Origin of the sequence: Paenarthrobacter nitroguajacolicus, from assembly GCF_031455195.1 — a bacterium.
Classification (GTDB): domain Bacteria; phylum Actinomycetota; class Actinomycetes; order Actinomycetales; family Micrococcaceae; genus Arthrobacter; species Arthrobacter nitroguajacolicus_D.
On sequence record NZ_JAVDSH010000003.1, the window covers coordinates 241535 to 262644 of the forward strand.

Genomic DNA, 21110 nt, shown 5'->3' on the forward strand with positions numbered 1-21110 from the left:
GTGAAAACACGCCTACTGGGAGGCATCGCAGCACTGCTTCTGGCAGTCATTGGCACTGTCTTACTGGTCACTTACGTTCAGGGGGCCGACAAACGTGCACAAGAAGGGCTCGATCCCGTGAGCGTTCTGGTAGTAAAGGAACGCATTCCGGCCGGCACCAAGGCTGAAGAGATTCAGTCCAAAGTCAAAGTCGAAACGCTGCCTCAATCGGCAGTTGCGCCCGGGACCATCAGCGCCCTTACAGATCAAACAGGCAAGGTGACGTCCGCTGACTTGCAGCCCGGCGAGCAGTTACTGGGAATGAAACTAGTAAGCCCCAAGGAACTGGCACCTGGCACCGTGCCGGTCCCAGAAGGGCTGCAGGAGTCCACTTTCGTCCTTTCGCCGGAGCGCATCCTCGGAGGCCGTATCGAGGCCGGCGATACCGTTACGGTATACGCATCCTTCAAAGTGGATGACGCCATAGCGGCCGGCGCGAATCTTCCAGCCGGCCTCACCGGCTGGAAGAACTTTACCGAGCTCCTCTATCACGACGTCCTGGTCACTGCTGTCCAGCAGGCCGCACCTGACGCTGAGAAATCGGCAGGTGCAGATAAGGGAGTCGCACTGCCAAATGGATCCGCCTATGTAACTGTTGCCCTCAGCGACGCCAACGCTTCAAAGATGGTCTTTGGTGCGGAGTTCGGGACCTTGTGGCTCTCGAAGCAGAATGAGAAGACCGCCAAGAGCGATCCCCCAACCACCACATTCGGAGGGCTGCTCCAATGAGCCGATTCGTAGCCATCACCGCCGTCAGAGACTTTGAAGCCCGCGTACGCCAGGCCATCTCAGGGGCACTTCACGGCGACCTGCAAACGTTATCCCCTTCTATCCTCCAAGCTGGTACGGACGAACTCTTCAAGCAATTGACAGGTGCTCCCCCGGAGGTAATGATCCTCGGCCCGGGTGTAAATCCCGACGATGCTTTCAAACTGGCCACGGTCATCGACCTCCAGTACCCGGAGATCAGCCTGCTAATGGTGGCAGAGCCGAGTGCGGATATCGTCCTGAAAGCCATGCATTCAGGGGTCAGGGATGTCGTAGCCCCAGACGCCGAAGTCAACGAGCTTCGCATCCTCCTGGAGCGTGCGTGTCTGGCAGCTGCTAGTCGGCGGCGAGGTATGCAACCCGCTGCAGATCCGGGACAGGAAAAGGGGCGCATCATAGCCGTAATGTCACCTAAGGGTGGCGTGGGCAAAACAACCGTGGCCACTAACCTTGCCATTGGTCTCGGGGCGCTTGCACCGATGAGTGTGGTGATAGTGGACCTGGACCTGCAGTTCGGGGATGTTGCCTCCGGCCTGCTCTTGGAACCGGAGCACTCCATCACTGAGGCAGTTCACGGTGCGGCCGCCCAGGACTCCATGGTCCTCAAGGCGTTCCTGACAGTCCATCCAGCCGGAATCTATGCGCTCTGCGCACCACAGAAGCCGTCCGATTCGGACTACATCACGGCCGACCATGTGACCCGCCTCCTCAATCAGTTGGCCACGGAGTTCAAGTACGTCGTTGTGGATACGGCACCGGGCTTGGGCGAACACTGCCTCGCCACACTGGAACTGGCAACCGACGGCGTTTGGGTCTGTGGGATGGATGTGCCAAGCATTCGGGGCCTCCGGAAATGCTTCAGTGTGTTGAAGGAACTTCAGCTCCTGCCGCAGGGCCGTCACACCGTATTGAACTTCGCGGACAGAAAGAGCGGTCTTTCAGTCCAGGACGTTGAAGCCACCATTGGGGTGCCCGTTGACACAGTCATTCCCCGCTCCCGGACTCTCCCGTACTCGACAAACCGAGGTGTTCCGGTCCTTCAAGGTACCGCCAGAGAGGTCGCAACCAAAGGATTGCGAAAGCTCGTCCAACGCTTCGATCCCCGGTTGGAGTCGGCGCCGCAAAATAAGCTGCACCGCAGGGTGGTGGTGTCATGAAACTGTCCGAGAGACTGACCAGGAACAATCCGCTTGCGGCGGCAGGTTTCGCCGATTCCCCGCTCCCCGAGAACTCTGTGGCTGGCGAGGGGCCAGCCGCGTCGCTGGTCTCCGGCCCATTTTTGGGCGGAACTCCGGCAGCCCCAGCCGTTGATGCGCTGGCCGGCCTCAAGCGACGCGCAGCCTCGGCTCTGTTTGAAAGGATGGGCAACAGGACCGGGGATACCTCGTCCTCCGAAGAGGACCTGCGTTCCTTCGCTGTTGATGAGCTTTCAGCAGTCATCGATGACGAGCAGGTCCCGTTGTCACCCGAGGAACGGCGTCGCCTCATCCGCGAAATAGCTGATGAAGTAATGGGCTTCGGGCCGCTTCAACGTCTACTGGAGGACCCATCGGTAACTGAAGTGATGGTCAATGGATTCGACCAGATCTACGTGGAACGTCATGGACATCTCGCCCTAACCGATCTGCAGTTCAGCTCCGATGCCCATCTCCGGAAGGTCATCGAACGGATCGTCTCCAAGGTGGGGCGCCGAATTGACGAGTCTTCGCCCCTTGTCGATGCCCGGTTGGAAGACGGATCCCGAGTCAACGCCATCATCCCTCCACTGGCAGTCAACGGTCCATCGCTGACGATCCGAAAGTTCAGCCATATCCCCATCACAGTACGGAACCTCATCGAGTGGGGCTCCGTAAGCCAGGAGATGGCGGAGCTGTTAAGCGCTTGCGTGCAGGCACGGCTCAACATCATTGTTTCGGGAGGCACTGGTACAGGTAAAACGACGTTGCTGAATGTCCTGTCGTCGTTCATCCCTGAATCGGACCGCATTGTCACTATCGAGGATGCTGTAGAACTCCAACTGCAGCAACAACATGTGGTCCGCTTGGAGAGCCGTCCACCGAACATCGAGGGAAAGGGTGCTATCAGCATCCGCGATCTCGTCCGAAACTCCCTCCGCATGCGTCCCGACCGCATCATCGTTGGCGAAGTGCGCGGCGGCGAATCCCTGGACATGCTGCAGGCAATGAATACGGGCCACGACGGATCGTTGTCCACAGTCCATGCCAACTCTCCCCGTGACGCCATAGCCCGCTTGGAGACCCTCGTGCTGATGGCGGGCATGGACCTTCCCCTGCGTGCCGTCCGAGAACAAGTTTCCTCAGCCGTCGACCTTATTGTTCAGGTCACTCGACTGCGGGATGGCAGCCGCAGGGTAACTCACGTGACCGAGGTCCAGGGCATGGAAGGAGACGTTGTGACCTTGCAGGATGCTTTCCTTTTCGACTACTCGGCAGGCCTTGACGCCCAGGGTCGCTTTCTAGGCAAAGCACTTCCCACTGGCATACGGCCCAGGTTCCTTGACCGGTTTGTTGAGTTGGGAATTTCGGTTTCACCATCCACCTTCGGCGTATCGGCGTTGCCCGTGGGGAGGAGGTAGCCGTGGAGACTTGGGTGTTCTTTACAGCAATCGGCCTGTGCGTAGGCTCACTGATGCTGTTGGTGGTTGTGGTCCTGAAGCCGAAGAATGCTGCTATTCCGATTGAACGCCGGCGTATCGAAACAACGTTGGACCCTTCAGCCGTGGGCCGTGTGTCCGAGTCGGCCGTCCGCTGGGTTGATGGCGCGATTGGCAAGTCCGGTGGGCCCTTTAATAGGGCGGTTCTGTACAACGCAGGGGTCAAACAGGCCCCGGCTGACATCACGGTGGTGGTTGGCATCGCCCTCCTGATCCTGGGAGGTTTCGGATGGCTGCTCATCAGCCCGATCATCGGCGTTCTTCTGGGGATTGCAGTCCCCTTCGGCGCCAAGTTCATACTGATCGCCAAAACGGCGAAGCGACGGGCCGCGTTTGAGGACCAACTAACGGACACCATTCAGATGTTAATCGGCGGACTCCGTGTGGGCCACAGCATCATGCGGTCGTTGGAAGCGGCAGCACGTGAAGCACAAGTGCCCACATCCGAAGAGCTGGCACGGGTAGTCAACGAGGTCAGAATAGGCAAAGACCCCCGGCAGGCCCTCGAAGATGTTGCGACACGAATGCAAAGTGAAGACTTTCGATGGATTGGCCAGGCCGTCCAGATAAACCGCGAAGTGGGTGGCGACTTGGCAGAAGTCCTCGAACAGGTGTCAGGGACAATTCGTGAACGCAGTGAGATCAAGGGACATGTGCGGTCCCTAAGTGCCGAAGGCAAGATGTCTGCCTTGATCCTCATGGCCCTACCAGTTGTAGTGGCGCTAGCCGTCGCCGTCATGAATCCCACATATATGCGTCTCTTCGTCGACCACCCTTTGGGGATAGCCATGACTGTGCTCAGCTGCCTGCTATTCGCCGTGGGTGGTTTCTGGATGAGCCGCACCATAAAGATCAAATTCTAGGAGGCCCATCATGACTCCGTTGGTATGGCTTTTCATTGCGCTCATCGTCACACCGATTGCGTACTTCGCATGGTCCCTGGCATCGATTGACCGGAAAGGTCTGGTGTCCATCCAGTCCAACCTTGGCTCCGGGTTTGGCCGCGGCGGTGAGCCCAAGATCCAACGCTCCCCCTTTATGCTTGGGCCAGCCAAAAGACTGATGCCCGGCAGTTATGAAGCCAAACTGGACCATTGGCTGGCCTTGGCCGGGCGGCCCAGTTCCATGCCGCTGAGCAAGGTCATTGCCTTCAAACCACTGCTTGCCCTCATCGGCGCACTCACAGGCATCATGCTGGTTCTGGCCAGTGAGAATGGTGCAGCCATGGTCTTCGGTTTGATTTTGGGTGTGCTCCTGTACTTCTTGCCGGATCTCTTGATTGTGAACATGGGGATTAAGAGGCAGGACGCCATCAAGCTCGAATTTCCCAACACCCTGGATCAGATGCTCATATCGGTTGAAGCGGGGCTGGGTTTCGAGTCCGCCATGGAGAGGGCGTCGATTCACGGCGAAGGACCGCTCGCTATGGAACTGGTGCGGACACTCCAGGATATGCAGGTGGGACGACCACGGCGTGAGGCTTACGAGGCACTGGCTGATCGCTGCGCTGTGCCAGACGTTCGCAGCTTTGTCCTGGCCATCATTCAGGCCGACAAGTACGGCATTGGCATCGCCAACGTCCTCCGTGCACAAGCAAAGCAAGCCCGGGTCAAGCGCCGGCAGAACGCCGAAGAGAAGGCCATGAAGCTCCCTGTGAAGGTACTTTTCCCCTTGCTGTTCTGCATCTTCCCGGTGCTGTTCATAGTCCTTCTGGGCCCTGCCGCCATCAAGATCATGCAAACCTTCAGCTGATCCTTCCCGCAGGGAAACAGACCGGCACTTCGCGGATCCCAGACCGCGGAGTGCCACAACGGCCCCCTTCCGGTACCCAGAGCCGGGAGGGGGTCCTCCAACGTCCGGGCCCCAACCAGCGAGCTACTCCCGGCGCGCCCGCGTCAGTTCAGCCCGCCCCAGCAACTCGCCATCCGACGGGTACGCAACTTCCTCCAATACCAGCGGGTGGGGCGCAGCAAGAACGGATTTGGCATCCCGCTTCCGTTCCAACAATCGAGCGTGCAGCCAGCCCGGCGATTCCAGGCCCTCACCCACACGCAGCGCAGAACCTACCAACGACCGCACCATGTTGTGGCAAAAGGCATCCGCCTGGACGGTGGCCACGATGACGCCGTCGCTCCCCCGCGCAAACGAGAACTTCTGCAATTCACGGACCGTCGTGGCACCTTCGCGGGGTTTGCAATAAGAACGAAAGTCCTGCAGCCCCAACAGAGCCGTGGCACCTTCATTCATTACAGAGACATCCACAGCGGACTTGTGCCACAAGGTAATGCTTCGAAGGACAGGGTCCCAGCGTTCCGGACCGTCGGCAATCCGGTAACTGTATCTACGCCACAACGCAGAAAAGCGGGCGTCGAAACCTTCGGGCGCCAGGCCGGCGTCGTGCACCTCCACAGCGCCGGTCAGGTCGCCAAGAATCCGGCTCAACGCACCACGGAGACGACGCAAAAGCGCGACGGCGGGATCGAGTTCGTGCCCTCGCGGCAGTGACAGCCACTCGGCTTCTGTCAGGTCCAGGTGAACTACCTGCCCACGGGCATGGACCCCGGCGTCAGTCCTGCCGGCAACCGTCACGCGGACTGGCCGCTGCAGCAGGAGCGTCAGTGCTTCCTCAAGCGACCCCTGCACCGTGCGAAGACCAGGCTGCAGTGCCCAGCCGCTGAAGGGACCGCCGTCGTACGAAAGATCCAGCCGGACACGCAAAAACCCGCCGCCCCCCATAACGGGGGCAGCGGGTTTTCGTTCGTTCATAGACTTAAGTCTACTGGGAAGAATTCAGAGAATTACTTCTTGTCCTCAGCGGCCGGAGCCTCTTCGGTTTCAGCAGCTTCAGCTTCAGCAGCGTCAGACTCAGCGGCCGGAGCCTCTTCGGTCTCAGCAGCTTCGGTCTCAACAACCTCTTCCTCGGCAGCCGGAGCTTCAGCAGCCGGAGCAGCCTTGGCAGCAGCGTTGGTTGCTTCAGCAACAACGGCCTGCTTCGGGGAAACCGGCTCAAGGACGAGCTCGATGACAGCCATGGGAGCGTTGTCGCCCTTGCGGTTGCCGATCTTGGTGATGCGGGTGTAGCCACCATCGCGGTTGGCAACGGCGCCGGCGATGTCGGTGAACAGCTCGTGGACAACGCCCTTGTCGCTGATCAGGCCGAGAACGCGGCGGCGGGAAGCGAGGTCGCCACGCTTGGCGAAGGTGACCAGACGCTCTGCGTACGGCTTGAGGCGCTTGGCCTTGGTAACCGTGGTGGTGATGCGCTTGTGCTCAAACAGAGCAGCTGCCAGGTTCGCGAGCATGAGGCGCTCGTGAGCCGGGCCGCCTCCGAGGCGCGGACCCTTAGTGGGGGTAGGCATAGTTATTTCTCCTGTTGTGTAAGCCGGTCAGGTCCATTGCTGGACCCGGCGGCCAAGATCTGCTGTTTAGAGCTCGTCGTCGCTGAACGCGGCGTCGTCCTCTTCGATGGCTGCGGCGCGGGCTGCGAGATCGAAACCGGGAGGGGAGTCCTTGAGGGACAGACCCAGTTCGACGAGCTTTGCCTTGACCTCGTCGATGGACTTCGCACCGAAGTTACGGATGTCCATCAGGTCAGCCTCGGAGCGGGCAACGAGTTCACCCACGGTGTGGATGCCCTCACGCTTGAGGCAGTTGTAGGAACGGACCGTGAGGTCCAGATCCTCGATCGGCAGAGCCATGTCGGCTGCCAGGGCAGCGTCCGTCGGCGACGGGCCAATCTCGATACCTTCAGCTGCGGTGTTCAGCTCACGGGCCAGACCGAACAGTTCCACCAGGGTGGTACCTGCGGAAGCAACAGCATCGCGGGGAGCGATTGCCTGCTTGGTCTCGACGTCGACAATGAGCTTGTCGAAGTCGGTGCGCTGCTCAACACGGGTAGCTTCCACGCGGAAAGTTACCTTCATGACCGGCGAGTAGATCGAGTCAACCGGAATACGGCCGATCTCGGAGTCGCCGGACTTGTTCTGAGCTGCCGAAACGTAGCCACGGCCGCGCTCGATGGTCAGTTCGAGTTCGAACTTGCCCTTCGAGTTCAGAGTGGCAATGTGCAGATCCGGGTTGTGGAATTCGACGCCGGCCGGCGGAGCGATGTCCGCGGCGGTGACGACTCCGGGGCCCTGCTTGCGCAGGTAAGCAACAACCGGCTCATCGTGCTCGGAGGAAACCGAAAGGTTCTTGATGTTCAGGATGATCTCGGTGACATCTTCCTTGACACCCGGAACCGTGGTGAACTCGTGCAGCACGCCATCGATCCGGATGCTGGTTACAGCGGCACCGGGGATGGAGGAGAGCAGGGTACGGCGGAGGGAGTTTCCGAGGGTGTAACCGAAGCCCGGCTCCAGCGGTTCAATGATGAAACGGGAGCGGTTCTCGGATACAACTTCTTCAGACAGGGTGGGGCGCTGTGCAATGAGCACTTAGGTTTCCTTTCGGCGAGCATCCGCTATATGACGCAACACAGGTGGTGGAAATCGGCTTCGGTTTCCAGCCTGACCAGCCGGGCCATGCTTATGAAGGGTCGAAACCATTCACAGCAGGCCCGGCCGGTCAGGCAGGGAAGACCTAATTAGACGCGGCGACGCTTCGGGGGGCGGCAACCGTTGTGGGCGCTGGGGGTGACGTCCTGGATGGAGCCAACCTCGAGGCCAGCGGCCTGAAGCGAACGGATTGCGGTTTCGCGTCCGGATCCCGGGCCCTTGACGAATACGTCAACCTTGCGCAGACCGTGCTCCTGAGCGCGCTTTGCAGCAGCTTCGGCAGCCATCTGGGCAGCAAACGGGGTGGACTTACGGGAGCCCTTGAAGCCAACCTCACCGGCGGAAGCCCATGAGATGACAGCACCGTTCGGGTCCGTGATGGACACGATGGTGTTGTTAAAGGTGCTCTTGATGTGCGCCTGGCCAAGCGCGATATTCTTCTTATCCTTGCGACGCGGCTTACGAACCGCTCCACGAGTCTTCGGGGGCATTGTTTCTCCTACAGAAAGTTATCGGGGGAAAACCGGATCAATCCCGAGGGATTAACGTCCGGCCTTCTTCTTGCCGGCGACGGTGCGCTTCGGGCCCTTGCGGGTACGGGCGTTGGTCTTCGTACGCTGTCCGCGTACGGGCAGGCCCTTGCGGTGACGCAGGCCTTCGTAGCTGCCGATCTCTACCTTGCGGCGGATGTCAGCGGCTACCTCGCGGCGAAGGTCACCCTCAACCTTGTAGTTGCCTTCAATGTAGTCACGCAGCTGGACCAGCTCGGCGTCAGTCAGGTCCTTGACGCGAACGTCAGCGCTGATGCCGGTGGCAGCCAGGGTTTCGTGTGCACGGGTCTTGCCCACGCCGTAGATGTAAGTAAGCGCAATTTCCAACCGCTTTTCGCGGGGAATGTCTACGCCAGCGAGACGAGCCATAGTGGCAGTACTCCTTGAATAAACCGGAGGTCGTAGGCAGTACACCCACACGTTCAGTGTGGCCCCAGCCTCCGACCGGGGGTTCGCTGACCAGGCTCTGTAATGCAGTCCTGGCACAGCTTGTGCTGCCTTTATTTACTTGCGTGGGCTAGCAGCCCAGGTTTGTCCTTGCGGACACTGATTCCCGAAGGGGAATTAGCCCTGGCGCTGCTTGTGGCGCGGGTTCTCGCAGATCACCATGACCCGGCCGTTACGGCGGATCACTTTGCACTTGTCGCAGATCTGCTTGACGCTCGGCTTGACCTTCATGGCGTTCCTTTGCGTGTTTTGCAGTTGATCTGCTGGAGCGGCTTAGGCACTGTTGCCTTGCCGCCCAGCAATTTACTTGTAGCGGTAGACGATACGACCACGTGTGAGGTCGTATGGGCTCAGCTCAACCACTACCCGGTCCTCGGGGAGGATTCGAATGTAGTGCTGTCGCATCTTCCCAGAGATGTGTGCGAGAACGACGTGCTTGTTGGTGAGCTCAACGCGAAACATCGCATTGGGCAGCGCCTCAGTCACAACGCCCTCGATCTCAATGACCCCGTCCTTCTTGGCCATATCCTCCGCTAACTGTTGTTTGCCGCTGTCCTCCAGTAGGCACCGAAGATCCAGCGGACGTTTTTTGTTTGCTTGGCCCCCTTGGAACCACGACACTAAAAAGGGCGTGGCTGCACAGACAACCAACAAATAACTCTACGCCAATCGGGCCGGAAAGTTAAATCCGTCCATGGTAGCGCAAGCATCCGCCGCCGTCACTCCCCCGCAGTCCCGAACGCCGGAAAATCACCTGCCGCCGTCGTGACGCCTTCCGCCGCCAGGACGCCATCCAGAATGGCCAAACGAACCGCTTCCGCCGCCGCGCTTTGGAGCGTTATCAAGGAGACTTGCCTCGCTTGTTCAGTACTGCGGTCAAGCCCGACGGCGCCAGTCGCCAACGCGAACACGGTGTCACCGTCGGCAAGGGTGTGGGACGGATCCAGGGCCCGGGCCAGCCCGGCATGCCCGGCAGATGCCGTCCGCGTGCACTCGGCAACATCCAGCACGGCATTCGTCGCGATCACCACCAACGTGGTGTTGAGGCCCTGCGGCTGGGCCGGAGCCCGGCCGCGCGCGTCTGAGGTGGGGCCCGAGCGCGCAGAGGGTTTCGGCCCAGCCGCAGGAAACACCGGCGACCCCAAGGCGTTGACGACTGCGATGGCCCCCACAACCACTCCACCCTCGAGGGTGATCGATGACGTCCCCACACCGCCTTTGTACTGGCCGCGGGCAATGACGGCACCGGTTCCGGCACCAACGTTTCCACGCTCGACGGCGGCATGGTCACCGGAGGCGAACGCCGCGGCGGCTGCCTGGTAACCCATGTCGGAGTCGGGCCGTGCATGCACGTCGCCACCACGCCCGAGGTCGAAGATCGCGGCGGCCGGAACAATTGGCACCACGGTTCCCGGGACGGCAAAGCCCCGCCCCTGTTCCTCACACCAGCGTTGGGCGCCCGCCGCGGAAACCAGGCCGAAGGCGCTGCCACCGGTCAACACCACGGCATCCACGGTGGAGACAAGCGTGGTGGGATCCAAGGCGTCGGTCTCGTGCGTCCCCGGCCCGCCGCCCCGCACATCGACCGATCCGACCGTCCCCACGGGCGGAAGAACCACCGTCACCCCAGACAACCACCCATCCCCGACCCTCTGCACATGACCAACCCGTACGCCAGCAACATCGGTGATTGAATTCATGGCTCCATTCTCCACCGGACGCGCCAGCGACTCGCCGAGGCAACAAGTGGGAGCCGAGCCTCAAATACGAACACGCGGGGAACGCCGAGTAAACGGGCTGGGAAGTGTCAGACAACTATCGCTGATGGACGCAGTTTTGGCCCCGACAGACCGCTCCCGTGTGGTGAGCTAGGCCTGTCTTCGCCGCCCCGGTCCGGGCGCTGGCGGACCCCACATTCGCCCGAAAACGTTAGTGACCCATGACTGCCCCACTGATTCACAAGAGCAGCACCGCGCCTGCGGAAGGCCCGGACGCTGCGGCTCCCGCCCCGCCAGTTGCGACGCCCGGGCCAAGCCGGGAGAGACGGCGCTGGTCCGGCCGCAGCCGCAAGGACTTCGTTGTCTTCCTGGCCATGGCCCTTCCCAACCTGGTGCTGATTGGCACCTTCACGTATTGGCCGCTGATTAATAACATCTACTACTCCACGTTGGATTGGACGCTGGGTTCTGCTTCGGCCACGGTCGTGGGGCTGCAGAACTATGTCACGTTCTTCACCAGCGAGGATGCGTCCAAAGTCCTCGGGACCACTGCAGTCTTCACCGTGATTACGGTGGGCGGCTCCATGATGCTCGGCTTGTTGGTTGCCCTCGCATTGAACTCGAAGGTTCGCGGCACCACCTTCGCGCGGTCCGCTGTATTTGCGCCGTACGTGCTCTCCGGAGTGGGCGTCGGTTTGGTGTGGCTGTTCATCTTCGATCCCGGCTACGGAGTCCTTGCATGGATCCTTCGGGGCCTGGGGCAGCAGAGCCCCCAGTGGATCAACGACCCACAGCTTTCGTTGGTGATGGTCATCATTGTGTATGTCTGGAAGAACCTGGGTTATTGCGCCGTGGTCTATCTGGCCGGACTTCAGTCGCTGCCGCGGGACGTGATGGAAGCTGCGGCATTGGACGGGGCGAACGGTTTACGCCGGTTCCTCAACATCTCGCTCCCGCTGCTCTCCCCCACCACGTTTTTCCTCTTGATCACCACCATGCTTAGTTCGCTGCAGGCATTTGACCTGATCCGCATTATGACTCCGCTGGGCAATGGCACCAGCACGCTGATCTATGAGGCCTATCTCCAGGCTTTCGGCGCCTACAACAGGGCGGGCTATTCGGCGGCGATCTCGGTGATCCTTTTCGCCATCCTGCTGATCATCACGGTCCTCCAACTGCGGTTCGTTGAGCGAAAGGTCCACTACTCATGAGCGCACCGTCACCAGCCGCCGTCGTCGTTTCCCCGCATGAAGCTGAGCCACCCCGAAGGGCCCGGCCGTTTTCGCCCGCGAATCTTCTCCAGACCGTCGCCGCCGGCTACGTCCCGTTGATCATCGCCACGCTTGTGGTGGCCCTGCCATTGCTGTGGATGCTGCTCAGCTCGTTCAAGCAACCGGGCGAAATCGTCACCATGGACCTGAAGATCCTGCCCGAGTCATTGAACCTGGAGAACTATGCCACGGCGATGACCACCGTTCCGTTCGCCCAGTTCTTCGCGAACAGCCTGATCGTTACCGTGGTTGGTTCCACCGTCAAGGTCATCCTGGCGATCCTGACCGCCTACGCCTTGGTGTTCGTGCGTTTTCCGTTCAAGAACGTCATCTTCGTGCTCATCCTGGTTGCCCTGATGGTCCCGGCGCAGGTGTCCATCCTGCCCAACTACATCCTGATAGCGGGCATGGGAGGCAAGAACACCCTGTGGGGCATCATCCTTCCCGGCCTCGGCACCGCGTTCGGCACTTTCCTCCTTCGGCAACACTTCCTGACCCTGCCACCCTCAATCCTCGAAGCGGCTGAGATCGATGGCGCCGGCCATTGGCGGCGCCTGTGGCAGATCATCGTTCCCGTGTCGGTACCGTCCATCGCGACGGTGGCACTGGTGACGGTGGTCAGCGAATGGAATGACTACATCTGGCCCCTCATCATCACCGACCGCCCAGAAACGATGACCCTGCCCGTGGGCCTCACCTTGCTGCAGAACTCCGAAAGCAACGGAGCCGGCTGGGGAATCCTCATGGCCGGCGCCGTCCTGGTGATCGTTCCCATCCTGCTGGTGTTCGCCGCACTCCAGCGCTACATCGTTGCCGGCCTGACGCAGGGAAGCGTCACCGGTTGATTCTCCCACCACCACTCGCATCGAAGTACGTTATTGAAAGGAAGCACCATGCGCACCAACCTTGACCGCCGACATTTCCTGGGACTTGCGGGCCTCGGGGCCGGAGCAGCGGCCCTCGCCGCATGTGGCGGACCGTCGACGGCGGGAACGGCAGACGCCGTCGACACCGCAACCATCGACTTCAGCGGCGTAAAGCCGGCTGCCTCCATCGATTTCTGGACCAACCACCCGGGCAAGTCGCAGGACGTGGAAAAAGCCATTATCGAGAAGTTCCATGCCAAGTTCCCTGACATCAAGGTCAACCTGGTCACTGCCGGCGCCAACTATGAAGAGATTGCCCAGAAGTTCCAGACCTCACAGGCGGCAAAGTCGGGACTGCCTGCCTTGGTGGTCCTTTCCGACGTGTGGTGGTTCCGCTACTTCTCCAACGGCAGCATCATCCCCATTGACGGACTGGTCAAGCAACTGGACATCAAGATCGACGATTTCCAGAAGTCCCTGGTTGACGACTACAAGTACGACAACAAACAATGGGCACTCCCGTATGGCCGATCCACCCCGTTGTTCTACTACAACAAGGACCACTTCAAGGCGGCAGGGCTTCCGGACCGCGCTCCGGCAACCTGGCAGGAATTCGCGGAGTGGGCCCCGAAGCTGAAGGCCACCTCCGGCGCGCAGTACGCCTACATCTACCCGGCTTTGGCCGGCTACGCCGGCTGGACGCTGCAGAACAACCTGTGGGGCTGGGGCGGAAGCTGGTCCAAAGAGTGGGACATCACCTGCGATTCCAAAGAATCCGTGGCTGCCTTGCAGTGGGCACAGGACTCCATCTACAAGGACGGTTGGGCCGGCGTTTCGTCGAAGGAAGCTGCTGACGACTTCGCCGCCGGCATCACCTCGTCGACGATCTCCTCCACCGGTTCCCTGTTGGGTGTCCTGAAGGCTGCCAAGTTCAACGTCGGTGTCGGGTTCCTCCCCGGCGGTCCCGAGGTTCCCAGCGGCGTTTGCCCCACTGGCGGCGCAGGGCTTGGCATTCCGAGCGGGATCAGCAAGGAGGAGCAGCTGGCCGCCGCGACGTTCCTCAAGTTCATGACTGAACCCGAGAACACTGCTGCGTTCTCCGCCGCCACCGGGTACATGCCCACGCGGCTTTCCGCAGACATGTCCACCGTCCTGGCCACCACGCCGCAGATCAAGATTGCCATGGACCAGCTCGCGGTCACCAAGGTCCAGGACAACGCAAGGGTGTTCCTTCCGGGCGCGGACCAGGAAATGGCCAAGGCCGCTGCGAAGATCCTCACCCAGCAGGGCGACGTGCAGGCCACCATGACCGAACTTAAGAAGACGCTCGAAGGCATCTACACCAAGGACGTCAAGCCCAAGCTGAAGGCATAACCCTCCTCGGACACGAAGAGAGCCGGGCTGCTTCAGCAGCCCGGCTCCTGTTCATGGTGCCGTTACGGGATCGGGACAGGCACGACGCCGAGCGGCGCCAGCTTGCCTGCTCCGCCGTCCGGGGCAGACAGGACCCAAATGCCCTTCTCATGCACGGCGACCGAATGCTCCCACTGGCAGGAGCGCTTGCCGTCGGTGGTGACCACTGTCCAGTCGTCGTCGAGGGTGGCGGTTTCAATGTCGCCGCGAACCAACATTGGCTCAATGGCCAGGCACAGGCCTGGCCGGATCTTGGGGCCGCGGTGACCGGTCCTGTAGTTCAGGACGTCCGGGGCCATGTGCATTTCAGACCCAATACCGTGGCCTACGTAGTCTTCGAGAATGCCAAGGGGCTTGCCTTGGACAGAAGATACGTAGTCGTCGATTGCGTTGCCAATGTCCCCCACGAACTTGCCGGTCGCCAAAGCAGCGATTCCACGCCACATGGCGGCTTCCGTGACGTCGGAGAGGCGCTGGTCTTCAGGATTTGCGGTTCCAACGATGACTGTCCGTGCGGAATCTGAATGCCATCCATCCACAATGCAGCCGCCGTCGATGGAAATGATGTCCCCGTCCTGCAGGACACGGCCACCGGGGATGCCGTGAACCACCTCTTCATTCACTGACGTGCAGATGGTGGCCGGAAAGCCGTGGTAGCCAAGGAAGTTCGACTTCGCGCCGGCCTCGTTGAGGACCGCCGCGAACACGTCATCCAGGTCCTTGGTGGTGACTCCGGCCTTAGCCGCCGCAACAGCAGCGTCCAGCGCACGGCTCAGCACGAGGCCTGCCTGATGCATGGTGCGCATCTGCTCGTTGGACTTGTATTCAATACGGGGCTGACCGAACGCCATGTTCTCCTTCGGAAGGTTTGCTGGTGGGACCCGCCGGGCCCCGTGCTTCAACTATTTTCCCGTATCCGTGGGCTGGACCGAAATTGGCTTCTGCCCACCGAATGAGCGGGAACAAAAAAGGTGGGTCCCGCACCAAACGGTACGGGACCCACCCCTCACTCCAGCGCCGGTAACCCGGCTATGTGGAGAACGTACTAGACAGCCTTGGCCGACTCGATCGCCGTGAGGACACGGTCGGTAACTTCGTCGATACCGCCAATGCCGTCAACCTGTGTCAGGATGCCGCGCTCGGCATACTTGGCGACGACGGCCTCGGTCTGCTCGTGGTACAGGTCGAGACGGTGACGGATCACAGCCTCGTTGTCGTCGGAGCGGCCGGTTTCCTTGGCACGGCCCAGAAGACGGGCAACCAGTTCTTCGTCGTCGGCAGTCAGCTGGAGCACGACGTCGAGCTCCTGCTGGCCCTCAGCGAGGATCTGGTCAAGGTAGTCAACCTGCGCCGTTGTGCGCGGGTAGCCGTCCAACAGGAAGCCGTTCTCGACGTCGTCCTGGCCGAGGCGGTCGCGAACCATCTTGTTCGTGACGCTGTCCGGAACGAAGTCGCCGGCATCCATGTACTTCTTGGCTTCAATGCCCAAGGGGGTTTCGCCCTTGACGTTGGCACGGAAGATGTCGCCGGTGGAGATGGCGACTACGCCGAGGCGCTCGGAAATGCGCTCGGCCTGCGTACCCTTACCCGAACCGGGAGGTCCAATGATCAGCATTCTCGTCATCGCAAAAGCCCTTCGTAGTGACGTTGTTGTAGCTGCGCATCAATCTGCTTGACGGTCTCCAGGCCAACACCCACCATGATCAGGATTGATGTGCCACCGAACGGGAAGTTCTGGTTGGCATTGATCAGGACGAGTGCGACCAGCGGAATCAACGCCACGAAGCCAAGGTAGAAGGCTCCGGGAAGAGTGATCCTGGAAAGCACGTACTGCAGGTAGTCCGCGGTCGGTTTACCCGCCCGGATGCCCGGAATGAACCCGCCGTACTTCTTCATGTTGTCCGACACTTCTTCAGGGTTGAAGGTGATGGCCACATAGAAGTACGTGAAGAACACGATCATGGCGAAGTAGAGCGCCATGTAGATGGGGTGGTCGCCACGGGTGAGGTTGTTGTTGATCCACTCGACCCATGGAGCAATCTGCTCCCCCGGCTTGGGCTGGTTGAACTGTGAGATCAGGCCCGGCAGGTACAGCATGGAGGAAGCAAAGATGACGGGCACGACGCCGGCCATGTTCACCTTGATGGGGATATAGGTACTGGTTCCGCCCACGGTGCGTCGACCGATCATACGCTTGGCGTACTGGACCGGGACACGGCGCTGGGACTGCTCCACGAAGACCACCAGCGCCACAGTGAGCAGACCGATGGCAAGAACGATGAAGAACGTTCCGGCGCCCTTGGTCTCCCAGATGGAACCCAGTGAGCGGGGGAAGCCCGCAGCGATGGACGTGAAGATGAGGAGGGACATACCGTTGCCGACTCCGCGCTCGGTGACGAGCTCGCCCATCCACATGATGAGGCCCGTGCCTGCGGTCAGCGTGATGATCAACAGGAGGGTTGTAATGATGCTCTCATCGGGAATGATGGGCAGGTTACAGCCAGGCAGCAACTGTCCGGACCGGGCCAGCGACACCAGGGTGGTGGCGTTCAGCAAGCCGAGGGCGATGGTCAGGTACCGGGTGTACTGCGTCAGTTTTGACTGCCCGGAGGAACCTTCCTCGTAGAGCTGCTGGAACCGGGGAATGACAACCCGGAGCAACTGCACGATGATGCTCGCCGTGATGTAGGGCATGATGCCCAAGGCAAAGATCGAAACCTGCAGCAACGCGCCGCCGCTGAACAAGTTCACCAGCTGGTAGATGCCCTGCGAGGTGTCACCGTTGTTCAAGCATTGCTGGACATTCTGGTAGTTCACACCAGGCGAGGGGATGAAAGCTCCCAAGCGGAAGATTGTGATGATTCCCAGCGTGAACAACAACTTGCGTCGCAAATCAGGCGTCCGAAACGCCCGGCCGAATGCGCTTAGCAAGCGTCCTCCTGAGTAGAAAGTACAAGGATGTGATGGGACTCAATGAAACCCAACAACCGAGTCTAACTGCTTGTGACGCCGTCGTAATAATCGAGAGTCCACAATCACGCAAAAAATCCCGGTATACAGGGCCGAAGCCCCGCATACCGGGATCCTTTTACAACGGGCTTTTGCCCCACTGGCTCTTAGAGAGCAGTGGTGCTTCCGCCTGCTGCAGCAATCTTCTCCGTAGCGCTGGCGGAGAATGCGTGGGCGGTGACGTCGACCTTGACGGTGATGTCGCCGGTGCCAAGCACCTTTACGGGCTGGTTCTTGCGAACGGCACCCTTCTCAACCAGGGACTCAACGGTGACAGCGCCACCTTCCGGGAACAGCTCGTTGAGCTTTTCCAGGTTTACAACCTGGAACTCAACCCGGAACGGGTTCTTGAAGCCGCGCAGCTTCGGCAGGCGCATGTGCAGCGGCAGCTGGCCGCCGGCAAAGCCAGCCTTTACCTGGTAGCGGGCCTTCGTACCCTTGGTACCGCGACCAGCGGTCTTACCCTTGGAGCCTTCACCACGACCAACACGGGTCTTGGCGGTCTTGGCACCCGGGGCGGGACGCAGGTGGTGGACCTTCAGAGCGTTCTGCTTCTCAGCAGCCTCTGCGGCGGTCTTGTTCTCTGCCATTACTTCGCCTCCTCTACATTCACGAGGTGCGGAACCGTGTTGAGCATGCCAACGGTCACGGCATCAGCGGTACGGACAACGGTGTGTCCGATGCGCTTCAGGCCGAGGGACCGAAGGGTCGCAATCTGGTTCTGCTTGGCGCCGATGACGCCCTTGATCTGGGTGATCTCCAACTTGGCGTCGGAGGGAGTCAGGTTCTTAGCCATGACTAAACACCTGCCTTCTGGTTCTGGAGCGCGCGCACCAGAGCAGCAGGAGCAACCTCGTCCAGCGGCAAGCCACGGCGGGCAGCCACGGAAGCGGGCTCTTCGAGCTGCTTCAGAGCGGCAACGGTCGCGTGAACGATGTTGATCGCGTTGGAAGAACCGAGCGACTTGGAGAGGATGTCGTGGATGCCCACGCACTCCAATACCGCGCGGACCGGACCACCAGCGATAACACCGGTACCGGCGGAAGCCGGACGCAGCAGGACGACACCTGCAGCAGCTTCACCCTGCACGCGGTGCGGGATGGTGCTGCCAACGCGGGGAACGCGGAAGAAGGACTTCTTGGCCTCTTCAACGCCCTTTGCGATTGCTGCGGGAACTTCCTTGGCCTTGCCGTAGCCGACGCCGACCATACCGTTGCCGTCACCGACGACGACGAGAGCGGTGAAGCTGAAGCGACGACCACCCTTGACGACCTTGGCAACACGGTTGATGGTGACAACGCGCTCTACGAACTGGCTCTTCTCGGCTTCACGACCGCCGTCGCGGCCACCACGGCCACCACGGTCGCCGCGGCCCTGGCCACGGTCGCCACGCTCGCCGCGACGAGCGCCACGGCGGTCATCGGTAGCGGGTGCGGTCTCAGTTGCTTCAGCAGCTACAGCTTCAGTCACCTGAATGTCCTTTTCGTTATTTTCAACGGTCACAGTGCCAGCCCACCTTCGCGAGCACCGTCAGCGACGGCGGCGATGCGGCCGTGGTACTTGTTACCGCCACGGTCGAAGACAACAGCCTCGACGCCTGCAGCCTTGGCACGCTCGGCAACGAGCTCGCCGACGCGCTTGGCCTTGGCAGTCTTGTCTCCGTCGAATGCGCGAAGGTCAGCTTCCAGGGTGGAAGCGTAAGCCACGGTTACACCCTTGCTGTCATCGACAACCTGGACGAATACGTGACGTGCCGAACGGTTGACGACCAAACGAGGACGTACAGCCGTACCGGTGATGCGCTTGCGGATACGAAGCTGGCGACGGCTGCGTGCAGCAGACTTGCTCTTGTTCGAACGCTTCTTGTTAATTGCGATGGCCATGGTTTACTTACCAGCCTTTCCGACCTTGCGGCGGATGACTTCGCCGGCGTAACGGACACCCTTGCCCTTGTAGGGGTCGGGCTTGCGCAGCTTGCGAATGTTGGCAGCAACCTCGCCGACCTGCTGCTTGTTGATACCCGCAACAGAGAGCTTGGTCGGACCCTCTACTACGAAGGTGATGCCTTCGGGTGCAGAGACGTTGACAGGGTGGCTGTAGCCCAGAGCGAACTCCAGGTCAGAACCCTTGGCCTGAACGCGGTAACCAGTACCAACGATTTCAAGCTTCTTCTCGTAGCCCTCGGTAACGCCCTGGATCATGTTGGCGATCAGGGTGCGGGTCAGGCCGTGCAGCGAACGCGAGTTGCGCTCGTCGTTCGGGCGGGTGACCGTGAGAGTGTTCTCTTCCAGGGAGACCTCGATCGGGCTGGCCACAGTGTGGCTCAGCTCGCCTTTGGATCCCTTGACGCTGATGACGGAGCCATCGAGCTTGACCTCAACTCCGGCAGGAACGGTGATGGGGAGACGTCCAATACGTGACATTATTCTCTTCCTTTCCCGTTACCAGACGTACGCGAGGACTTCGCCGCCCACGCCCTTCTTGCCGGCCTGCTTGTCAGTCAGGAGGCCGGAAGAGGTGGACAGGATTGCGATACCCAGGCCACCCAGCACGTGCGGCAGGTTGGTGGACTTCGCGTAAACGCGGAGACCCGGCTTGGAGATGCGGCGGACACCAGCGATTGAACGCTCGCGGTTAGGACCGAACTTGAGGTCGATGGTCAGCTTCTTGCCAACCTCTGCTTCCTCTTCCTTCCAGCCGGCGATGTAGCCCTCGGCCTTAAGGATGTCGGCAACGCGTGCCTTCAGTTTGCTGTACGGCATGGTCACGGTGTCGTGGTATGCCGAGTTTGCATTGCGCAGACGCGTGAGCATGTCTGCGACAGGATCTGTCATAGTCATTTGGGCTATAGCCCTTCCTCGTAACGGTTTCCGCTGCGCTTGCCCTCAAGGGCGTGCACAGCCGGACCTGTCACGTAGTTAGTTTTCGGTTTTGAACGGGAAACCAAGCGCCTTGAGCAGCGCGCGGCCTTCGTCGTCGGTCTTGGCGGTAGTGACGACCGTGATGTCCATACCGCGAACGCGGTCGATGGAGTCCTGGTCGATTTCGTGGAACATAACCTGCTCGGTCAGACCGAAGGTGTAGTTGCCGTTGCCATCGAACTGCTTGCCGTTGAGGCCGCGGAAGTCACGGATACGCGGCAGTGCCAGCGAAACCAGACGATCCACGAATTCCCACATGCGGTCTCCACGCAGAGTTGCGTGTGCACCGATCGGCATGCCTTCGCGCAGCTTGAACTGTGCGATCGACTTGCGGGCCTTGGTTACCTGCGGCTTCTGGCCGGTGATCAGGGTGAGGTCGCGGACAGCGCCGTCGATCAGCTTGGAGTCCTTGGCGGCATCTCCAACACCCATGTTCACTACAACCTTCACCAGGCGGGGAACCTGGTTGACGTTCGCGTAGCTGAATTCGTCCTGCAGGGACTTCTTGATGGTCTCTGCGTATTTGGTCTTCAGACGCGGAACGATCTTTACTGGAGTCTCGAGAGTCTCAGTCATTAGATGTCCTTCCCGGTGGCCTTGGACACGCGGATACGGACGGTCTTGGTAGCGCCATCCCTCTCAACGGTGTCGAGACGGAAACCAACACGGGTCGGCTTCTTGGTCGACGGGTCAACCAAAGCAACGTTGGAAACGTGGATCGGGGCCTCTACGACCTCGATGCCACCGGTCTTGGTGCCGCGCTGCGACTGACCGACCTTGGTGTGCTTGGTGACGCGGTTGATGCCCTCTACCAACACGCGGTTGGTGTCCGGGAATACGCGCAGGACCTTGCCCTGCTTGCCGCGGTCGCCGCCGCGTTCCTGCTTGGCGCCGGTGATGACCTGAACGAGGTCACCCTTCTTGATCTTAGCCATGG

The 21110-nt window shown here is 60.6% G+C and carries 27 protein-coding genes; 8 read left to right on the forward strand and 19 right to left on the reverse strand.

Annotation, left to right across the window (positions count from 1 at the left end; translation table 11 throughout):
• The 5 genes from cpaB to J2Y68_RS08510 are packed head-to-tail and all read left to right on the forward strand — an operon-like array spanning position 1 to position 5233.
• Positions 1-768, forward strand: a complete 768-nt coding sequence (gene cpaB / locus J2Y68_RS08490; protein WP_309992166.1) for a Flp pilus assembly protein CpaB — start codon at positions 1-3, stop codon at positions 766-768.
• Complete coding sequence (locus J2Y68_RS08495) at positions 765-1964, forward strand: AAA family ATPase (RefSeq protein ID WP_309992168.1); 1200 nt, start codon at positions 765-767, stop codon at positions 1962-1964. The genes cpaB and J2Y68_RS08495 overlap by 4 nt, the downstream gene beginning before the upstream one ends.
• Positions 1961-3403, forward strand: a complete 1443-nt coding sequence (locus tag J2Y68_RS08500) for a CpaF family protein (RefSeq protein WP_309992171.1) — start codon at positions 1961-1963, stop codon at positions 3401-3403. The genes J2Y68_RS08495 and J2Y68_RS08500 overlap by 4 nt, the downstream gene beginning before the upstream one ends.
• A gap of 2 nt (positions 3404-3405) precedes the next feature.
• Positions 3406-4344: a type II secretion system F family protein gene (locus tag J2Y68_RS08505; protein ID WP_309992174.1), complete on the forward strand. Its 939-nt coding sequence runs from the start codon at positions 3406-3408 to the stop codon at positions 4342-4344.
• A 10-nt stretch (positions 4345-4354) separates the two neighbouring features.
• On the forward strand, positions 4355-5233 hold the full coding sequence (locus J2Y68_RS08510; RefSeq protein WP_309992177.1) for a type II secretion system F family protein: 879 nt from the start codon (positions 4355-4357) through the stop codon (positions 5231-5233).
• A gap of 123 nt (positions 5234-5356) precedes the next feature.
• Here J2Y68_RS08510 and J2Y68_RS08515 read toward each other — a convergent pair whose 3' ends face one another.
• From J2Y68_RS08515 to J2Y68_RS08550, 8 genes are all read right to left on the reverse strand, one after another.
• Positions 5357-6247, reverse strand: a complete 891-nt coding sequence (locus tag J2Y68_RS08515) for a tRNA pseudouridine synthase A (protein WP_309992180.1) — start codon at positions 6245-6247, stop codon at positions 5357-5359.
• A 32-nt stretch (positions 6248-6279) separates the two neighbouring features.
• Positions 6280-6840, reverse strand: coding sequence for a 50S ribosomal protein L17 (rplQ, locus tag J2Y68_RS08520; protein WP_211712137.1), 561 nt, complete (start codon positions 6838-6840; stop codon positions 6280-6282).
• Between the two features lie 66 nt (positions 6841-6906).
• Positions 6907-7917, reverse strand: a complete 1011-nt coding sequence (locus J2Y68_RS08525; protein ID WP_011775567.1) for a DNA-directed RNA polymerase subunit alpha — start codon at positions 7915-7917, stop codon at positions 6907-6909.
• A 149-nt stretch (positions 7918-8066) separates the two neighbouring features.
• Positions 8067-8468 carry a 30S ribosomal protein S11 gene (gene rpsK / locus J2Y68_RS08530; RefSeq protein ID WP_014922380.1) on the reverse strand — a complete coding sequence of 134 codons (402 nt, stop codon included), beginning with the start codon at positions 8466-8468 and terminating at the stop codon, positions 8067-8069.
• A 51-nt stretch (positions 8469-8519) separates the two neighbouring features.
• Entirely contained in the window at positions 8520-8897 is a 378-nt protein-coding gene (rpsM, locus tag J2Y68_RS08535; protein WP_011775569.1) for a 30S ribosomal protein S13, read from the reverse strand.
• A 195-nt stretch (positions 8898-9092) separates the two neighbouring features.
• The gene (gene rpmJ, locus J2Y68_RS08540) at positions 9093-9206 is read right to left on the reverse strand and encodes a 50S ribosomal protein L36 (RefSeq protein WP_011775570.1); all 114 of its coding nucleotides are present in this window, start codon (positions 9204-9206) and stop codon (positions 9093-9095) included.
• Between the two features lie 72 nt (positions 9207-9278).
• Entirely contained in the window at positions 9279-9500 is a 222-nt protein-coding gene (gene infA / locus J2Y68_RS08545; protein ID WP_011775571.1) for a translation initiation factor IF-1, read from the reverse strand.
• A 194-nt stretch (positions 9501-9694) separates the two neighbouring features.
• Positions 9695-10675 (reverse strand): P1 family peptidase, encoded by a 981-nt coding sequence (locus tag J2Y68_RS08550; protein ID WP_309992185.1) that lies wholly within the window; start codon positions 10673-10675, stop codon positions 9695-9697.
• Positions 10676-10914: 239 nt separating this feature from the next.
• On the opposite strand from J2Y68_RS08550, the gene J2Y68_RS08555 reads away from it, so the two are divergent.
• The 3 genes from J2Y68_RS08555 to J2Y68_RS08565 are packed head-to-tail and all read left to right on the forward strand — an operon-like array spanning position 10915 to position 14204.
• The gene (locus J2Y68_RS08555) at positions 10915-11904 is read left to right on the forward strand and encodes a carbohydrate ABC transporter permease (RefSeq protein ID WP_309992188.1); all 990 of its coding nucleotides are present in this window, start codon (positions 10915-10917) and stop codon (positions 11902-11904) included.
• On the forward strand, positions 11901-12809 hold the full coding sequence (locus tag J2Y68_RS08560; RefSeq protein WP_309992191.1) for a carbohydrate ABC transporter permease: 909 nt from the start codon (positions 11901-11903) through the stop codon (positions 12807-12809). The genes J2Y68_RS08555 and J2Y68_RS08560 overlap by 4 nt, the downstream gene beginning before the upstream one ends.
• Before the next feature lie 48 nt (positions 12810-12857).
• Positions 12858-14204, forward strand: coding sequence for an ABC transporter substrate-binding protein (locus J2Y68_RS08565; RefSeq protein WP_309992194.1), 1347 nt, complete (start codon positions 12858-12860; stop codon positions 14202-14204).
• Between the two features lie 62 nt (positions 14205-14266).
• On the opposite strand, the gene map is transcribed toward J2Y68_RS08565, so the two are convergent.
• From map to rplX, 11 genes are all read right to left on the reverse strand, one after another.
• Entirely contained in the window at positions 14267-15094 is an 828-nt protein-coding gene (map, locus tag J2Y68_RS08570) for a type I methionyl aminopeptidase (RefSeq protein ID WP_309992197.1), read from the reverse strand.
• A 194-nt stretch (positions 15095-15288) separates the two neighbouring features.
• A complete protein-coding gene (locus J2Y68_RS08575; protein ID WP_309992615.1) occupies positions 15289-15858 on the reverse strand; it encodes an adenylate kinase in 570 nt (189 codons plus the stop codon).
• A gap of 5 nt (positions 15859-15863) precedes the next feature.
• Positions 15864-17174 carry a preprotein translocase subunit SecY gene (gene secY, locus J2Y68_RS08580; protein ID WP_211712131.1) on the reverse strand — a complete coding sequence of 437 codons (1311 nt, stop codon included), beginning with the start codon at positions 17172-17174 and terminating at the stop codon, positions 15864-15866.
• 185 nt (positions 17175-17359) lie between these two features.
• Positions 17360-17842, reverse strand: a complete 483-nt coding sequence (rplO, locus tag J2Y68_RS08585; protein ID WP_211712130.1) for a 50S ribosomal protein L15 — start codon at positions 17840-17842, stop codon at positions 17360-17362.
• On the reverse strand, positions 17842-18048 hold the full coding sequence (gene rpmD, locus J2Y68_RS08590) for a 50S ribosomal protein L30 (RefSeq protein WP_018776677.1): 207 nt from the start codon (positions 18046-18048) through the stop codon (positions 17842-17844). Before rpmD ends, rplO begins: the two co-directional genes overlap by 1 nt.
• Before the next feature lie 2 nt (positions 18049-18050).
• Positions 18051-18722, reverse strand: a complete 672-nt coding sequence (gene rpsE / locus J2Y68_RS08595; protein ID WP_211712129.1) for a 30S ribosomal protein S5 — start codon at positions 18720-18722, stop codon at positions 18051-18053.
• Between the two features lie 29 nt (positions 18723-18751).
• Positions 18752-19135: a 50S ribosomal protein L18 gene (gene rplR / locus J2Y68_RS08600; RefSeq protein WP_011775582.1), complete on the reverse strand. Its 384-nt coding sequence runs from the start codon at positions 19133-19135 to the stop codon at positions 18752-18754.
• A gap of 3 nt (positions 19136-19138) precedes the next feature.
• A complete protein-coding gene (gene rplF / locus J2Y68_RS08605) occupies positions 19139-19675 on the reverse strand; it encodes a 50S ribosomal protein L6 (RefSeq protein WP_018776680.1) in 537 nt (178 codons plus the stop codon).
• Positions 19676-19693: 18 nt separating this feature from the next.
• A complete protein-coding gene (rpsH, locus tag J2Y68_RS08610) occupies positions 19694-20092 on the reverse strand; it encodes a 30S ribosomal protein S8 (protein WP_309992205.1) in 399 nt (132 codons plus the stop codon).
• Between the two features lie 78 nt (positions 20093-20170).
• The gene (rplE, locus tag J2Y68_RS08615; protein ID WP_011775585.1) at positions 20171-20749 is read right to left on the reverse strand and encodes a 50S ribosomal protein L5; all 579 of its coding nucleotides are present in this window, start codon (positions 20747-20749) and stop codon (positions 20171-20173) included.
• Positions 20749-21108 (reverse strand): 50S ribosomal protein L24, encoded by a 360-nt coding sequence (gene rplX, locus J2Y68_RS08620; RefSeq protein WP_026539810.1) that lies wholly within the window; start codon positions 21106-21108, stop codon positions 20749-20751. The genes rplE and rplX overlap by 1 nt, the downstream gene beginning before the upstream one ends.
• Positions 21109-21110: the final 2 nt, after the last annotated feature.

Excerpts from the sequence above, each read along its gene's own strand:
- J2Y68_RS08495 (WP_309992168.1), top strand. The coding sequence starts at position 765 with ATGAGCCGATTCGTAGCCATCACCGCCGTCAGAGACTTTGAAGCCCGC.
- J2Y68_RS08500 (WP_309992171.1), top strand. The coding sequence starts at position 1,961 with ATGAAACTGTCCGAGAGACTGACCAGGAACAATCCGCTTGCGGCGGCA.
- J2Y68_RS08510 (WP_309992177.1), top strand. The coding sequence starts at position 4,355 with ATGACTCCGTTGGTATGGCTTTTCATTGCGCTCATCGTCACACCGATT.
- J2Y68_RS08515 (WP_309992180.1), bottom strand. The coding sequence starts at position 6,247 with ATGAACGAACGAAAACCCGCTGCCCCCGTTATGGGGGGCGGCGGGTTT.
- rplQ (WP_211712137.1), bottom strand. The coding sequence starts at position 6,840 with ATGCCTACCCCCACTAAGGGTCCGCGCCTCGGAGGCGGCCCGGCTCAC.
- rpsK (WP_014922380.1), bottom strand. The coding sequence starts at position 8,468 with ATGCCCCCGAAGACTCGTGGAGCGGTTCGTAAGCCGCGTCGCAAGGAT.
- rpsM (WP_011775569.1), bottom strand. The coding sequence starts at position 8,897 with ATGGCTCGTCTCGCTGGCGTAGACATTCCCCGCGAAAAGCGGTTGGAA.
- rpmJ (WP_011775570.1), bottom strand. The coding sequence starts at position 9,206 with ATGAAGGTCAAGCCGAGCGTCAAGCAGATCTGCGACAAGTGCAAAGTG.
- infA (WP_011775571.1), bottom strand. The coding sequence starts at position 9,500 with ATGGCCAAGAAGGACGGGGTCATTGAGATCGAGGGCGTTGTGACTGAG.
- J2Y68_RS08550 (WP_309992185.1), bottom strand. The coding sequence starts at position 10,675 with ATGAATTCAATCACCGATGTTGCTGGCGTACGGGTTGGTCATGTGCAG.
- J2Y68_RS08555 (WP_309992188.1), top strand. The coding sequence starts at position 10,915 with ATGACTGCCCCACTGATTCACAAGAGCAGCACCGCGCCTGCGGAAGGC.
- J2Y68_RS08560 (WP_309992191.1), top strand. The coding sequence starts at position 11,901 with ATGAGCGCACCGTCACCAGCCGCCGTCGTCGTTTCCCCGCATGAAGCT.
- J2Y68_RS08565 (WP_309992194.1), top strand. The coding sequence starts at position 12,858 with ATGCGCACCAACCTTGACCGCCGACATTTCCTGGGACTTGCGGGCCTC.
- map (WP_309992197.1), bottom strand. The coding sequence starts at position 15,094 with ATGGCGTTCGGTCAGCCCCGTATTGAATACAAGTCCAACGAGCAGATG.
- J2Y68_RS08575 (WP_309992615.1), bottom strand. The coding sequence starts at position 15,858 with ATGCTGATCATTGGACCTCCCGGTTCGGGTAAGGGTACGCAGGCCGAG.
- rplO (WP_211712130.1), bottom strand. The coding sequence starts at position 17,842 with ATGGCAGAGAACAAGACCGCCGCAGAGGCTGCTGAGAAGCAGAACGCT.
- rpmD (WP_018776677.1), bottom strand. The coding sequence starts at position 18,048 with ATGGCTAAGAACCTGACTCCCTCCGACGCCAAGTTGGAGATCACCCAG.
- rplR (WP_011775582.1), bottom strand. The coding sequence starts at position 19,135 with ATGGCCATCGCAATTAACAAGAAGCGTTCGAACAAGAGCAAGTCTGCT.
- rplF (WP_018776680.1), bottom strand. The coding sequence starts at position 19,675 with ATGTCACGTATTGGACGTCTCCCCATCACCGTTCCTGCCGGAGTTGAG.
- rpsH (WP_309992205.1), bottom strand. The coding sequence starts at position 20,092 with ATGACTATGACAGATCCTGTCGCAGACATGCTCACGCGTCTGCGCAAT.
- rplE (WP_011775585.1), bottom strand. The coding sequence starts at position 20,749 with ATGACTGAGACTCTCGAGACTCCAGTAAAGATCGTTCCGCGTCTGAAG.
- rplX (WP_026539810.1), bottom strand. The coding sequence starts at position 21,108 with ATGGCTAAGATCAAGAAGGGTGACCTCGTTCAGGTCATCACCGGCGCC.